General features: G+C 63.2%; 15 protein-coding genes. 3 read left to right on the forward strand and 12 right to left on the reverse strand.

What is annotated here, in order from left to right; genetic code table 11:
* The 11 genes from LXM94_RS18920 to LXM94_RS18970 all read right to left on the reverse strand — a co-directional run.
* On the reverse strand, positions 1 to 1,073 hold a 1,073-nt coding region (locus tag LXM94_RS18920; protein ID WP_235773020.1), incomplete at its 3' end, for a class II D-tagatose-bisphosphate aldolase, non-catalytic subunit.
* Complete coding sequence (locus tag LXM94_RS18925) at positions 1,070 to 2,017, reverse strand: sugar kinase (protein WP_235773021.1); 948 nt, start codon at positions 2,015 to 2,017, stop codon at positions 1,070 to 1,072. The genes LXM94_RS18920 and LXM94_RS18925, both read right to left, overlap by 4 nt.
* A gap of 8 nt (positions 2,018 to 2,025) precedes the next feature.
* Positions 2,026 to 2,460 carry a GlcG/HbpS family heme-binding protein gene (locus LXM94_RS18930; RefSeq protein ID WP_329605630.1) on the reverse strand — a complete coding sequence of 145 codons (435 nt, stop codon included), beginning with the start codon at positions 2,458 to 2,460 and terminating at the stop codon, positions 2,026 to 2,028.
* Positions 2,461 to 2,468: 8 nt separating this feature from the next.
* Positions 2,469 to 3,449: an ROK family protein gene (locus LXM94_RS18935; RefSeq protein WP_235773022.1), complete on the reverse strand. Its 981-nt coding sequence runs from the start codon at positions 3,447 to 3,449 to the stop codon at positions 2,469 to 2,471.
* Between the two features lie 15 nt (positions 3,450 to 3,464).
* Positions 3,465 to 4,166, reverse strand: coding sequence for a ribulose-phosphate 3-epimerase (locus tag LXM94_RS18940; RefSeq protein WP_235773023.1), 702 nt, complete (start codon positions 4,164 to 4,166; stop codon positions 3,465 to 3,467).
* 4 nt (positions 4,167 to 4,170) lie between these two features.
* A complete protein-coding gene (locus tag LXM94_RS18945; RefSeq protein ID WP_235773024.1) occupies positions 4,171 to 4,980 on the reverse strand; it encodes an alpha/beta fold hydrolase in 810 nt (269 codons plus the stop codon).
* Positions 4,977 to 5,822, reverse strand: coding sequence for a sugar phosphate isomerase/epimerase family protein (locus LXM94_RS18950; RefSeq protein ID WP_235773025.1), 846 nt, complete (start codon positions 5,820 to 5,822; stop codon positions 4,977 to 4,979). The genes LXM94_RS18945 and LXM94_RS18950 overlap by 4 nt, the downstream gene beginning before the upstream one ends.
* A complete protein-coding gene (locus LXM94_RS18955) occupies positions 5,822 to 6,898 on the reverse strand; it encodes a Gfo/Idh/MocA family protein (protein WP_235773026.1) in 1,077 nt (358 codons plus the stop codon). Before LXM94_RS18955 ends, LXM94_RS18950 begins: the two co-directional genes overlap by 1 nt.
* 51 nt (positions 6,899 to 6,949) lie before the next feature.
* Positions 6,950 to 8,095, reverse strand: a complete 1,146-nt coding sequence (locus LXM94_RS18960; protein ID WP_235773027.1) for an ABC transporter ATP-binding protein — start codon at positions 8,093 to 8,095, stop codon at positions 6,950 to 6,952.
* Between the two features lie 339 nt (positions 8,096 to 8,434).
* Positions 8,435 to 9,367 (reverse strand): PfkB family carbohydrate kinase, encoded by a 933-nt coding sequence (locus tag LXM94_RS18965; RefSeq protein WP_235773028.1) that lies wholly within the window; start codon positions 9,365 to 9,367, stop codon positions 8,435 to 8,437.
* Between the two features lie 3 nt (positions 9,368 to 9,370).
* Positions 9,371 to 10,171: a class I fructose-bisphosphate aldolase gene (locus LXM94_RS18970; protein WP_235773029.1), complete on the reverse strand. Its 801-nt coding sequence runs from the start codon at positions 10,169 to 10,171 to the stop codon at positions 9,371 to 9,373.
* 207 nt (positions 10,172 to 10,378) lie between these two features.
* Between LXM94_RS18970 and LXM94_RS18975 the strand changes: the two genes are divergently transcribed.
* Positions 10,379 to 11,140 carry a DeoR/GlpR family DNA-binding transcription regulator gene (locus LXM94_RS18975; protein WP_235773030.1) on the forward strand — a complete coding sequence of 254 codons (762 nt, stop codon included), beginning with the start codon at positions 10,379 to 10,381 and terminating at the stop codon, positions 11,138 to 11,140.
* A 47-nt stretch (positions 11,141 to 11,187) separates the two neighbouring features.
* Here the strand turns inward: LXM94_RS18975 and LXM94_RS18980 are convergent, their stop codons facing one another.
* Positions 11,188 to 12,003, reverse strand: a complete 816-nt coding sequence (locus tag LXM94_RS18980; RefSeq protein WP_235773050.1) for a sugar phosphate isomerase/epimerase family protein — start codon at positions 12,001 to 12,003, stop codon at positions 11,188 to 11,190.
* Positions 12,004 to 12,300: 297 nt separating this feature from the next.
* Between LXM94_RS18980 and LXM94_RS18985 the strand changes: the two genes are divergently transcribed.
* Both LXM94_RS18985 and LXM94_RS18990 read left to right on the forward strand, forming a co-directional pair.
* Positions 12,301 to 13,449, forward strand: a complete 1,149-nt coding sequence (locus tag LXM94_RS18985; protein ID WP_235773031.1) for a Gfo/Idh/MocA family protein — start codon at positions 12,301 to 12,303, stop codon at positions 13,447 to 13,449.
* Positions 13,446 to 14,381: an alpha/beta hydrolase gene (locus tag LXM94_RS18990; RefSeq protein WP_235773032.1), complete on the forward strand. Its 936-nt coding sequence runs from the start codon at positions 13,446 to 13,448 to the stop codon at positions 14,379 to 14,381. The genes LXM94_RS18985 and LXM94_RS18990 overlap by 4 nt, the downstream gene beginning before the upstream one ends.
* The last annotated feature ends 5 nt before the right edge of the window (positions 14,382 to 14,386 follow it).

Consider the following 14,386-nt stretch of genomic DNA (forward strand, 5'->3'; position numbering starts at 1 on the left):
CGGATGCGGTCGGAGTAGGAGAAGTGCCGCTGGAAATATTGATCGGCCGCAGCGCCGGGGTAATATTTCTTCCAATATCCGGGACTGGCAGTCATCAGCTCATCCATGCTTGCCGGCAGGTCTTCGCGACGCTTGTCAGGCGCGATGATCCGGGCGATGCAGTCCAGCCCGTAGAGTGCTTCGCGCAACGCAAATGTCAGCCACGGGCCAACTTTGAGGATCGCAAATCCGTCGCTCACCAGATGGCGAAGCGCGATGGCGCTCTGGTAGTCGGTCGAATGGGCCTCGAACACGAATTGCGGCATTTGTCGCAGCGCCGTCGAAAGCCCCGCCGCCTTGCGAGGCTCATATTCGATGACATCGGTGTTGCCGAACTCGACGCCGGGCTGAACAACCATGCCGATCGTGCGCTCGAACGCGGCCTCCAAACCACGGGCGCGAAATGCCTTGCGATGAATCTCCGCGGTCCTCAGGGCATCTTCGGGCGTCGTGACATGAAGGTGATCCATGGCTTCAAACGCACCGCCCGGAACCGGGACTTCCGTGCCGATGATATAGACCGGTGGTTCGCCTCCGGCCTTGCGGACCGCCATTTCCGCAGTCGCGGCAAGTTCGGCCGCGCGCGCGGCGATCACCTCGTCGGGAAGCGGGACCGGGTCGTCTGCACAGCTCATGCTCGCGTCGAGGTGGAGTTTCGTAAAGCCGGCGGCTGCGTAGGCCTCAATCATCGCGACGGCCCTTCCCATTGCCTCCTGCGCAGGAAGGGCGGCCCATGGATTTGGTCCGAGATGATCACCCCCCAGAAGAAGCCGTTCGGGCGGAAACCCAACCGCGGCGGCAATATCCTCCACAAAACGACGGAAGCCGTCCGGTGCCATGCCCGTGTAGCCGCCATCCTGATTGACCTGATTGCAGGTCGCCTCGATCAAGACGGGTCCGCCGCGCGCAAGTCCATGGTGCAGCGCAGCCTTGATCACCACGGGATGCGCCGAACAGACGGACGTGATGCCCGGTCTCCTGCCGGCGCAGCGAGCGGAGGGCATATCGCGAAGTTGCTCTGTCGCACTTTTCACCGGGAGGCCTCCTGCTGGTCGAGAAACGCCTCGATCTCGGCCATCGAGCGGATGCCCTCCATCGGACCCTTCCGTGTAACCGCGAGCGCGCCGGCGGCAGCGGCGATGCGAAGCGCCAGAGCCGGATCGGCGCCGCGCAGCCACATCGCGACGAAGGCCGCACTGAAACAATCGCCGGCGCCGGTCGGGTCGATCTCGTCCACGACGCAGGCAGGCGTCTCAACGGTCCGGTCGCGGTCGAAATACGTCGCACCCGACGCACCTCTCTTGACGATGACGGCCGAAGGTCCTCGTCGCAGGAGAGCGTCAACCGCCTCGGGTTCGGTTCGCTCCTCGCAAAAGAGGAAGAGTTCGTCTCCGCTCGGAAGGAAGATATCCGTCAGCGCCAGGACATGATCGAGCGAGACCTTCATGCCTGGAAGGGAAAGCATTTCACGGCGGATGTTGGGATCGAACGAGACGGTCCCCCCCTTGTCCTTGATGATCTCGATGCCCTTGAGTGCCACCGACGTCGCCTGCGGCGAAAAAAGCGACGTGCCCATGACGTGGAAGTGATCGGCACTGTCGACAGCCGCGCGCGCGGCATCGTTGAATGAAATACCTCCGGCAGCGCTGTGCTTCATGTTGAAGATGAAGTGGCGGCTCGCATCGCTGCGGTAGGTGACGAAGGCCGTGCCTGTCGGCAGTTCCGGGTGGATTGAGATCGCGGAGACGTCAACGCCCCATTCTTCAAGCCGACGGATGTTCAGGGCGCCGAAATCATCCGCCCCGACGCAGCCGATCAGAACGGCCGGCTGCCCGATTCTCGCTGCCTGACCGATGAAGATCGCCGGCGCTCCGGAGGGGAACGGCCCCTTCAGGGTGCCTGCAGTCAGAAAGCTCTGGCCGATGTCTTCCGCCATGATTTCAACGAGGATCTCGCCCGACGTGACGATCTTTTTCATTTTCTCCCTCAGAGCTGACCAAGGAACAGGTCTATGCCTGCCTGGGCACATTCGCTGTCCTGGGCCGGCGTACCCGAACTGATGCCGATCGCGCCGACCACCTGCCCGCCCACGACGACGGGTATGCCTCCGGCGACGACGAGCAGGCGCCCGCCGATGCTCGAATTGATCCCGTAGGCCGGTTTCCCCGGCTGGCTCGCCTCGCCATAGCTTTCAGTGCTGCGTTTGGCTCCGGCCGCGGTGAAGGCCTTGTCCTGCGCGATCGTGGTGCTTGTGATCTTGCCGCCGTCCATGCGCTCGAAGGCAACCAACTGGCCCGATTCATCCGTCACGGCAATGCACATCGGCACGCCGATTTCTTCAGCTTTCGCACGTGCGCCGGCGATTAGTACGCGAGCGTCCTCCAGGCTCAGTCTCTTGATCGTCAGCATGATCTTCTGCATTCCTCATATCAGATGTTTGCAACAACGGCGGGCTGGTCCTGCAGCGGCATTCCTGCGAGGAAAGCAAGCGCCGCCGCGCCCACCAGCCCCGAGTTCTGGCCGAGCGCCGCCCGAACGACCCTCACGTCGTTGAAGGCCGGCATGGCCCATCGCGCAACATAAGCCCGAATGCCCGGATGAAGCCGGTCGAATTCATGCGAGAGCCCGCCACCCATGACGACGAGATCAGGGCTGAAGATGTGGATCAGGCTCGTGAGGCCTCGCCCGAGTATCTCCGCCTCCTCGTCGATCAACTGATTGGCGAGACGGTCACCGCGTCTCGCGGCGGCAAAGACGCCGCGGCTGTCGATCGGCGCGCCGTCGCGGCCGAGGATTGTATCGAGGCTTTCCCCGGCCCTTTTTTGCGCCCGCAGCGCGAAGGCTGTTCCCGATCCATAGGCCTCGAAGCACCCCCTGTTGCCACACGGGCAAAGCTCTCCGTTCGGCACGATCGACATATGGCCGATATGGCCCGCCATGCCCTTGCGACCGCGCAGTACCCGACCATCCGTGATGATACCACCGCCGATGCCGGTGCTTACAGTCACATAGATCAGGTTGACATGGCCTTTGCCGGCACCGAACTGCCACTCCCCGATCGCGGCCGCGATGCCGTCATTTTCCAGGCTGACGGGAAAGGGAAAACGCTTCTGCAATTCGGTTTTCAGCGGAAAACCGGCAAACCCCGCAAGGGTCGGCACATCACTTGCAACGCCTGCAATCGTGTCAACCGGACCCGGCGTCGAAACGCCGACGCCCACCACCGACAAAGGCGTCGCCGCTGCAAGCACACCCTCGGCGAGATCGAGAATTTGCGACAGGACGCGGTCTGGACCCGCGGTCGCGTCGGTTCGCTCCTCGGCCTGGGCGACGACGGTGCCGCGCTCGCTGACCAGTGCGGCCCGAACCTGCGTCCCTCCCAGATCAATTCCGATGGCGACCTGCTGCATCTCGCGACCGGCCGGCTAGAGGGTGCGCAGCCACGCCATGCGCTCTTCGAGCGACGGCGCGTTGAAGGCGAGCGATCCGAGCACGACCGTTTCGGCGCCGGACTGGCGCAGCAGCGGCACGGTATGTTCGCGAATACCGCCATCGGCGGCCAGTACGATCCGCTGGCTCGCGCCGCAATCGGCAACAATCCGCGCGGCCTGCTGCAGGCGCTCGCCGGCCTTTTCATCCAGGCCCTGACCCTTCACCCCGATCGCCGTGCCGAGCAACGTCAGGAAATCCAGGCGCGAGACATAGTTCCGGATGCGCTCGACAGGCGTTTCCACCCTGACGACCATGCCGGCGGCGACGCCACGGCGTTCGAGCAGATCGAGCGCAGCCTCAGCGACACTTTCGTTCTCGACGTGCAGGCTGATCACGTCGCTGCCGGCATCGGCGAACTGCTCGATCTGGGACAGAAGGATATCGTCGGCAACCATGAGGTGAACGTGGATCGGGCGAGCCGATATCTTTCGAACGCCGGCGACGAGGTCGGGGAAGAACAGCATCGCAGGCGCGAAGTGGCCGTCGGCGACGTCGATATGGAGGACGTCCACATAAGGATCGACGCGGGCAAGATCATCCGCCAGCCGCACGAGGTCGGCTGACCAGACGGAGAATTCCGCAATCAACCGATCCTTCGGCAGATCGGCGATCCAACTCTTGGAACGGGCAGTCATGGTGTCAGAGCTCCTTCAGAAATATGCTCATCGCGTGCCGGAAATCGGCGGCATACTGCGCGCGGCTTTCGGCCTTCGGCGTGATCCGTACGAAGCGTGCCGCCGAAATGCGCTCGGCCAGCGAGCGCGCATGGGCGATCGGGTGGATGGCGTCCTTTTCGTGGCCAATCACGAGCGTTGGCACGGAGATCCGTGAAACCTCCTCGTCCGTTACACCCGGGCCATCGTTCGAAATGGCGATCAGCAGTTCAGCGGTCACGTCCAGCGGTGTGCGTGAGAAAAAGCCGGCAAGCGAAGCGAGATTGTCGGGAGCCTCGGCGGCGAGGCCCTGCCCGGTCGGGCTTGAGAGGAAGCTGCGCCTTGCCGCTTCGGGGGGCAGTTTCCTGAGAAGGTGCCCAACTTCCGCGTTGGGCGCCATGTTCGCGGGCGCGGAACGCGTGACCCAGGCGGGTCTTGCGAGGATCAGGGCCTTGACGAGATCGGGCCGCTTGACCGCCAGGCGCAGCGAGATCGCGGCTCCCATGGAGATTCCGCCGACCGCGACCGGTGCTGCGAAGGCCTTTTCAAGGTACGCGGCAATATCGTCCGCGAACGTGGCGATCGACAGCTTTTCAAGCGCGCCGGTCCGAGAGCGGCCATGCCCGCGTGTTTCCACGGTGATACGGCAAAAGCCGGGCTCGGCCGGAAAGGTCTCCGCGGTCTGCTCCGCACTTCCGCAGAGGCCGTGCTGGAACAACACAGGTATGCCCTCGCCCGCAATATCGACGTTCAGCATCGTTCCGTCGCCCGTTTCGAACGGCCGAGCCTGGCTCATCGTTCTTCTCCGATTGACGGTCCGGCGAGGTGTCGCTTGAGGAAGCCGGCCACGCCTGCGGCCTCCTGAGCCGCAAGACCGTGGGTGACCAGGCTGCCGTCGAAGCCGATCGCCTCCAGCCTGCCGATATAGTGCTCATAGTCGAGCACGCCCTTGCCGGCTGTGGCGAAACTGCCGTCCGGATCGCGGTCCTTGGCATGCGCCATGACGATCCGGTCCGCCAAGAGGTCAATCGCGGCCGCGACGATCCTGCGCTGCTCTTCAAGGGTGGCGACCTCGAAGAGGTTCGCCGGATCGAGCACGATCCTGATGCGCGGACTCTGCAGCTCCGAGATCAACTGGCGTGCCTTCTCTGCCGAGTTGACGACATTGGCGAGTTCTGGCTCGATACCGAGATCGACATCGTGGCGATCGGCGATCTCGACGGCGGCGGTCATGGCGTCGAGCAGATCCCGCCAGGCTTCCGGCGTATCGTTGTCCCGGTGCCCCTTCCACTGGTCGGCCGGATCGCGTGTTCCGGTGCACAGCGTGATCAGACCGGTCGACATCACGGCGCAACGTTCGGCCAGTGCCGCGAGCTTACGGTGACCTGCCTGCCGCACGGTCATGTCCGGGTGAATCATGTTGTAGGTGCCGGATACGGCGGCAATTTCCACATCTGCCTGCGCCGCCGCCACGGAAACGGCATGCGCCTCGACGACAGGGATCACGTCCGGCATGGAGGGGAGGCCGGAGCATGCCATGTTGTATTGGGCGGAAGCAAAGCCGGCCCCGGCAACCGACCTGAGCACCCTCCTCGGATCGGCTCCCTCGAATGTCTTTGCGAAGATCCCGAGTTTCATCAGACGCCACCCGCAACATCGGCAAGCGTGACGGGCTTTCCGCTTTCAACGGAGCGGGCGATCGCGACCATGGCTCTAACGGAGGCGAGGCCGTCGTCGACATCGGCGCCTTCCATCGGGGCGCCGTCGAGAATGGTGCGGGCAAAACCTTCGAGCTGACGGCGATAGAAATGACCATCGGCGCCGAGCACGCGATGGGTTGCACCGTCGGCCTCGCGGAAAATGTCGACCTCGCTCGTCTTGTAGTACCAGGGGTTAAAGGTCCTGCCGAGGATACTGCCGTTTTCGCCATAGATCTGGAAACCCTCGTGCCAGTCCATCCGGACCTGGACGGTCAGGTCCAGATGACCGAGCGTGCCGTTGGCGAATTCAACGTCTACAAACCAGCACCATATGCCCGCGCGCTCCGACAGACGGGCTTCGACCGAAACGATGTCCCCCGCGAAATACCGGGCGGTATCGATCAGATGGCAGCCATGCGCCAGCATATAGTAGCGGCGCAGATCGGCCTTCGGATTGGCAGACGGCTTCTTGGCGTTTGCGCTGGCGATGATCAGCGGCTGGACCGCATCGGTCATCGGATAGCGGTGCGTGCTGTCGCAATACCAGGCCTTCAGCGCGACCAGTTCGCCCATCTCGTCGCGAATGAAGGATTTGGCGGCCTGGAGACCGGCATCGAACCGCTTCATGTGTCCGACCTGGAAGACTTTTCCCGCCTTCTCGACGACGGCCTTCAGGTCATGACATTCTTCGACCGTCAGGCCGAGCGGCTTTTCGCAGAGCACATGCTTGCCGGCCTCGAGTGCCCGGATCGACGCCGGAACATGAAACGCATCAGCTGTCGCAATGATCACCGCGTCCAGATCGGGATCGGCGAGCATCCTGTCGTAGTCGTCGTAGGTCTTTTCAGCGCCATGGGTGATCGCCATGCGTTCGCGCAAATCGTCCGCCACGTCGCAGATCGCATAGAGATCTGCATTCGCCGCCTTGGTGCAGCTTTCGAAATGGGCTGCCTGGGCGATCTGGCCCGCCCCCAATACGCCGACACGAAGGCGTCTGTCCTGCTTTGCTGGCATCGGTAAACTCTCAAACCTCATGTTTCATTGTGGCGACGAAGGGCATCGTCCTCACAGCGCCCTATGCGTCTGGGGATTGAAGAAGTGCAGCTTCGTCGCGTCGACGGCCAGATCAATCCTCTGGCCCATCCGGGCTGCGCTGGCCGCCTCGAACTTCGCGACGACATTGGCAGCGCCGCTCAGGTCTTCCACGGCATCCGGGTCTCCTGAATCGACGCGAATCGCATCGATGTTCAAATGCATGATCAATTCGGATCCGAGTTCCTCGATAGACTTCACGAGGGCGGGGATCGACGGCAGGGCCGCGCCCGACGGCAGCCGGCTGTCGTACAGGTCCTCGGGGCGGATGCCGAAGACGACCGTCCTTCCCTCGAAGGCGGCAAGGCCGGGTGCGCGCTCGAAGGCGCTGGCCGGCAGCGGGATCGAAAAGGTCTGAAGCTGGAGATTGCCGCCCTGCAGGCGCCCTTCGAAAAGGTTCATCGAGGGTGAGCCGATGAAGCCGGCGACGAACGCGTTGACAGGGCGGTTGTAGAGCGCCCTGGGCGTATCCACCTGCTGAAGCACGCCGCCCTTCAGCACCGCCACACGGTCGCCCATCGTCAGCGCTTCAGTCTGGTCATGGGTGACATAGATCGTCGTCACGCCAAGCTGGCGCTGGAGGCTCGCAATTTCCGCCCGCATCTGGACGCGGAGCTTGGCGTCGAGGTTCGACAGCGGTTCGTCCATAAGAAAGGCCGCCGGCTCGCGCACCATGGCCCGCCCCATGGCCACGCGCTGGCGCTGGCCACCGGAAAGTTGCGCCGGCTTGTTGGCGAGCAGCGTCTCGAGCTGCAGGGTCTTCGCGATCTCATGGACCCGCTTGGTGCGTTCGGCCTTGCTCCTGCCGGCCAGCTTCATCGAAAACGCGATGTTGTCGAAGACGGTCATGTGCGGATAGAGCGCATAGTTCTGAAAGACCATGGCAATGTCGCGGTCCTTCGGCGGGAGATCGGCGACATCCTGGCCGCCGATGCTCAAAGTACCGCTGGTAATCTCCTCGAGCCCGGCGATCATGCGCAGTGCCGTTGACTTTCCGCAGCCGGACGGACCAACCAGAATCAGAAATTCGCCATCGCGTACCGTCAGGCTCAATTCCTTGATCGCATGGTAGTTGTTCCCATAGGTCTTGCAGATCTTATCCAGGACGACCACAGCCACGTCATTTCCTCCCAGTCATGCCGCAATGTCGACATGCAGCCCTCTCCGCTGCCCGCCGATTTTCAACAAATGGGTCAGGACTGATGCATAAAGTCAATACGGGAAACACCGAAATCTGACCAAAGGCGACAATGCTTTTCAATTAAGCAATTGTAAGTATTGTGTTTATTTAACTAACAGAATTTATGTGTGTGAGATTTTATTTTTTAACGCGCGTAATTTTAATGTCGATGGCGGCCAGACGGACGGGTCGGAACGACGACAGCGCCTCCGATGCAGAAACGCAGCAAGCGGCGAACGGCGCCTCGAGCGGCGTCGCGCGAAATCATCATCTGCATCCTATCCGGCGATCGGGACCGCCGCCGGCGCGCCCATCCCCGCCATCCGGGCGAGACATGCCCGGTTGTCCGGCAAGCCCATACGCCCGCCTCGTGCCGTAACGGAGATTGCCGCCGCCGCCGTCGCGTAGGCGACGCAATCGAGCGGCGCCTTTCCCTGCGCAAGTGCCAGGCAATAGGCGCCGTGATAACAGTCCCCGGCGCCCGTCGTATCGATCGCCTGTACCTCGTAAGCCGGGAAATGCCACCGCGTAGCGTCGTCCCGCTGACGAACGTACGAACCGTGATCACCATCGGTCAGCACCACCGCCGAGCGCTCCTCGGTCCACAGCTTGTCGAGCACCGCTAGCGGCACACTTTCTCCAGTGGAAGCCTGGCCGAACGCCAGCGGCAGCACGAGGTGATCGGCAAGGGCCATGATCCTGTCGGTCGCAGATCCGGCGGTCCATTCGATATCCGCAACGATCGCGAGTCCGAGCGCGCGGGCACGCGCGACGACGGTTTCGCAGTGCGTGGCATAACCGTCGATGAGCAAGACAGGCGCTTGCTTCAGCACATGGTCAGGCAACGCCTGCGATGTGCCATGCGGCACATCGTCGTCATAGGCGATGAACCGGTCGCCGTTCGGATCAACGATGACAACGGACCGGATCGGTGCCGCATCGGCGTGGCGCGGGGCAAGGGACGTGTCCACGCCGCCGCGCTCGAGTTCGCACCGGCCGACATCGTCCGGCGGCCGATCGCTCAGCCAGCCGATGAAGGCAGCATGCCCGCCGAGCCGAGCGATAGCCACCAGGGCGGTGGCTACGTTGCCGCCATGGTCCGTCGCACGTTTCGTAACCTTTCCCTTGCCGGACGCCAGCGGCCGGTCGACATAGATGATGTCGTCGACGGACACGGCGCCGAAGCCCAGTACGTGGAATGGGGGCGACACCGGTCAGGCACCAGCTGCAGCCAGCGCCCCTGCCGGCGCCATGCCATCGTGGATGACCAGCTTGAAGGCACGAGCGGCCCGGGTCGTATCGCCATGACCCCAGAGGTTGCGGCCGACCACGGCGCCCCTGGCGCCTGCGCGCAAGGCGTCCGACGTCTGGGTGAGCGCTCCAAGCAGCGTGTCCGTCTTCGGGCCGCCGGCGATGACGACCGGGACGGGGCAGGTCGCAACCGTTTCGCGGAAGGAATCGAAATCTCCCGTGTAGCCGACCTTGATCACGTCGACCCCTGTCTCGTAACCGATCCGCACGGCATAGGCGATTTCATCCGGCGTGAAGACGATCTTGCCGCCATCGGAAAAATCGCGCGGATAGACATGGGCGACGACCGGCATTTCGAAACGTGCGGCGGCATTCACCGTGTCGGTCAGCCAGCGGATGTATTCACCCTCAGTGTTCCCGCGGACCGGGATGGCAACCGCAAGAGCGTCCGCGCCGTAGCGTACCGCGTCTTCCGGTGTCGCGATGAGCTGCCGAATGCGGTCGTCAGCCGTGAAGCAGCCCGCCTGGATCACCAGCGCGGCCTTGCCGGCATACTCTGACCAGAGATGGCGTGCGGCGCCCGGCTGAATGCTGATATAGTCGGGTCCGCCGGCCATCACGCGGCGCAAGGCCCCCGGCAGGTCGGCAAGGCCGCCTTCGCGAACGTTGCCATAACCGACGAAATGATCGACCGCGCCACCGAACAGGTTTCCCGATGGATTGGAGAACAGGCGCGAGAGGCGAATTTTTGTTCCAAGGCCCATGGCAAAGCTTCCTTCGTATTTGCTGGCGCTGATATTGACGGGACCCTAACGCGAAAATAAAACAAAACTCAATATTTCGAATTCTTTCATATATCGCTTAGCATGTGAATTTTCCTGTGCTAGGATTGGTGAATTCGATCGAAAGAGCCGGCAACCTTTCGATTTTCGGAATTTTTCTGCCGTGCAAGAAGCGACCCGGGTTCACACATGCTTGCAGAACAACGACGGCACCAGATTTTGCTCGAGCTTCAACGGATCGGTCAGGCGCGCACGCGTCAGCTGGCCGAGTTCTTCGAGGTCTCGGAGGTCACGATCCGCTCGGACCTCGAAATCATGGATGCCAAGAAGCAACTGATCAAAACCCATGGGGGGGCCATCGCGATCCCTGCAGATTCCCCGGCGGCCGCCTTCGAAGAGCGCATGCAGCGGAACTTCGAAGCGAAGCGACGGATCGCTCAAATGGCCGCGCGGCAAATCATCGACAATCAGTCGATCGTCTTCGACAGCGGCTCGACCCTGCTTCAGGTCGCCATGCAAATGCCGCCGGTCAACAACGTTGTGGTTGCGACGACGGCCATGAACATCGCCCAGCATCTCATGTATCGGCCGGGACTGGACGTACACATGATCGGCGGCCGGGTGTTTCCCAGCACGGTCAGCACGATCGTCTCGGACTCCGACAAGGTCCTCGGCGGACTGGTTGCCCATCAGGCCTTTGTCGGCGCACATGCAATCGACCAGGCTTTCGACGTCGTGGACGTCTCGGAAGATATCGCACGGACCAAACGCAACCTCGTGCGCATGGCACGCCGCGTCGTTCTGGTGGCGGATTCGAGCAAATGGGACACCGGCGCCTCCTCCAAAGCCTTTTCTCTGTCGCGCGTCGATCTCATCATCACCGACAGCAACATGCCGCACGGCATTCGCAATCGCCTGGACAAGCTGGGCGTCGAAGTCCGCTACGCGTGAACCGGCGACCTCCTGTCGCAACCTAGTCGGGGGCCAGCGAGCGGCAGTCAGAACCCCAGGCGGCGCAGTGTCTCGCGGTTCGCACGAACCGCCGCCACCGGATCGACGGCGGCCTGATCCGACTCCTCTTCCACCACGATCCAGCCGTTGAACTTCGGCGACCGGAGAGCCATTGCAATCACGGACGGCACGTCACAGGCGCCTTCGCCCAGCATTGCCCAGGCCCCGCTTGCGTCGACGTCCTTGAGGTGCACGTAGCGGATACGGTCCCCGAAGGCCGCCAGCGTGTCGGCCATCGCCTGGCCGCCGCGCAGGATGTGGCCGGTATCCGGCACCCACCCCACCTCCGGATCCAGCAAGGCGAACAGCTTGTCATAGTCCTCCCGCGTGAAAAGCAGGGTATTGTGATGCGACGAGGGGTGAACCGCAACCGAGACACCCGCCGCCTTGCCGATCTCCGTTGCACGATTGTAGCATTCGGCCGCGACGGCGAACTTGTCGGCGCGCGGACCGTCCGAGACGACTGCGGCCGACCCCATCGACACAAGCGCGCCGGGAAAATTTGCCGCAAAGTCCACCCAGCGCCGTGTCGAGTCGAGGTCGGCGGCAATCTTCTCCCGAAGCGTGAATCCGCTGCCCGAGCCGAAGGCGAAGGACACCAGATTCAGACCTGCATTCCGGAGCGTGCGCGCAAACGCATCGGGCCTCGTGGCATAGCCACCGATCATCGTGTCGGTGATCTCGATACCGGAATATCCGCCGCCGGCAACGGCGTGCACCAGATCGTCCGGCCCTCCGTTCCAGCGCTCGCCCAGCATTTCCCAGGTGAATGTCTGGCAGCCGATCTTCAGTTCTGACGTCATTGTCATCTGGTCCCGATTGTTGCGTTGACTTCTCTCGACACGGAGGGCGGCGGCTTCGGCTTGCGCCGCAGGGTTGCCGCAGCACACGATTCGTCTTGCGCGGAAAGCCAGACGGCGAGAGGTCGGCGGTCGCCGCGCTGTCAACAAGATCGTTGGGTTCGGACGCCTCCCAGCGTCTTGCAATTACGTAAGGTAAAATGTTACCGTGCGTCAACATAATTCATTCTTTGCGTTCAAACGCAGGAACCCGGCCGCTACTCGCTTCCCTCATTCAATCCAGCAAGATCAGGCATTCACATGGCACAAAAAAATGGCGCGACACTCAGGATCGGGGTGGTGGGATGCGGCAACATCTCGACGGCCTACATGCGCAACGCGCCGCTCTTCGGGAACGTTGCGATCACGGCCTGTGCTGACCTCGACACGAAGGCCGCCGAACGCCGCGCAGCGGAATTCGGCCTTCGTGCGATGGATGTCGATGCGCTGATCGACGGCGAGGACATCGATCTCATCCTGAACCTCACGATCCCTGCCGCGCATTTTGACGTCTCGATGCGCGCTCTGTCGGCAGGCAAACACGTGTTTACCGAAAAGCCGCTGGGGGTCACGGCCGATGAGGGACGCAAGCTGGTAAGTGCTGCCGCAGCGAGGGGCTTGTCGCTTGGATCGGCACCGGACACGTTTCTCGGCGCCGCAGGGCGTCATGCGCGACGGCAAATGGAGACCGGCGCCATCGGCAAGCCGGTAACCGGTACCGCCTTCATGATGGGACGCGGCATGGAGCACTGGCATCCGGACCCGAGCTTCTACTACCAGCCCGGTGCCGGTCCCATGATGGATATGGGCCCCTATTATCTCACCATGCTGGTCAACCTGCTGGGCCCGGTGCGACGCGTGCAGGCGGTCGCGACCAGCGGCCAGGAAGAACGTCTCATCACCGCGGATGGACCGAAGAAGGGGACGACCTTCAAGGTCGGCACGCCGACCAGCGTCCTGTCCCTGCTGGAATTCGAGTGCGGCGCGAGCATCACCTTCGGCGCGTCATGGGATGTGTTCCGCCACTCCAACCACCCGATCGAACTGCATGGCACCGAGGGCTCGCTCCGCCTGCCGGATCCGGACAATTTCGGCGGTGTCGTCGCCGTCTCCAGCCGCGGCGCGCCATGGCGGGAAACGGACACCGCCCGTGATCTCTTCGGTGCCGTCAACTGGCCGGTCGCAGCCCCCGATCGCGCCAACTACCGCATGCTCGGCCTTGCCGATCTCGCGCGCTCGATCATCGAAGCCCGTCCGCCCCGCGCCTCCGGCGACCTTGCCCTGCACGTGCTCGAAATCATGGAGGCGGTTCTGCGCGCCGGAGAAACCGGCGCGGCGCAGACGATTCCCGGCACAGTGGCGCAACCGAAGGAGCTGCGCGAAGAGGAAGCAGCGAGCCTGCTGACGTGACCGGGCTGGACGAATCCGCCAGACGTGCGCTTGCGTGGCCCGGCGACACGGAGAAGCCTGTCGAAGAGTGCACGCCGGATGAGGCACGGCGGCAATATCTCGATGGCTTCGCCGGAATGCAGTTGCCGCTCGCCGAGGTCGACGCAGTGATGGAAGACCGGGCGGGCAATGTTCGGCTCCTGATCTGGCGCGGCCGAGGCGCGCCGCAGGAAGGCGCGCCGGCCATGCTCTATCTTCACGGCGGCGGATGGGTGATCGGCGCGCCGGAAACGCACGAGGATATCTGCCGCACCCTGGCGAACGCGGTCGGTGCCGTCGTCGTCTCGCCCGACTATCGTCTGGCGCCGGAACATCCGTTTCCCGCCGCGATCGAGGATTGCGCCGCCACGCTCGCCTGGATGAACGAACAGGCGGGCATGCTCGGCATCGATCCGACTCGTATCCTCGTGGGCGGCGACAGCGCCGGCGGAAATCTTGCTGCCGTCGTAGCGCTGATGGCGCGGAACGCAACAGTCCCGGCCGTCATCGGACAGGTGCTGATCTATCCGGTAACCGATCAAAGCCAGGCTTCGGACAGTTACCGCCGTCATGCGAAGGATTTCGGCCTGACGTCTGCCGGCATGCGGTGGTTCCGCGACCACTATCTTCCGCAAGGCGCAAACCCGGCGGACTGGCGTGGCTCGCCGCTTGATGCCGCAACGCTTGAAGGCGTTGCGCCGGCCTTTGTCGTTCTGGCCGGACACGACGTGCTTTTCGACGAAGGACGTGCCTATGCCGACCGCCTCAAGGCCGAGGCGCACGCTACATGCCGCATATGGCCGGGACAGATCCATGGTTTCGTGTCCATGGCGCGTGCCATACCGGAAGCGCAGGAAGCCCTTGAAGCCATTGCGGATGCCTGGCGTTCGATGGATCCTGCGCTGCGGCGCTGACGTCG

This window comes from Rhizobium alarense (genome assembly GCF_021555155.1).
GTDB lineage: Bacteria > Pseudomonadota > Alphaproteobacteria > Rhizobiales > Rhizobiaceae > Rhizobium_D > Rhizobium_D alarense.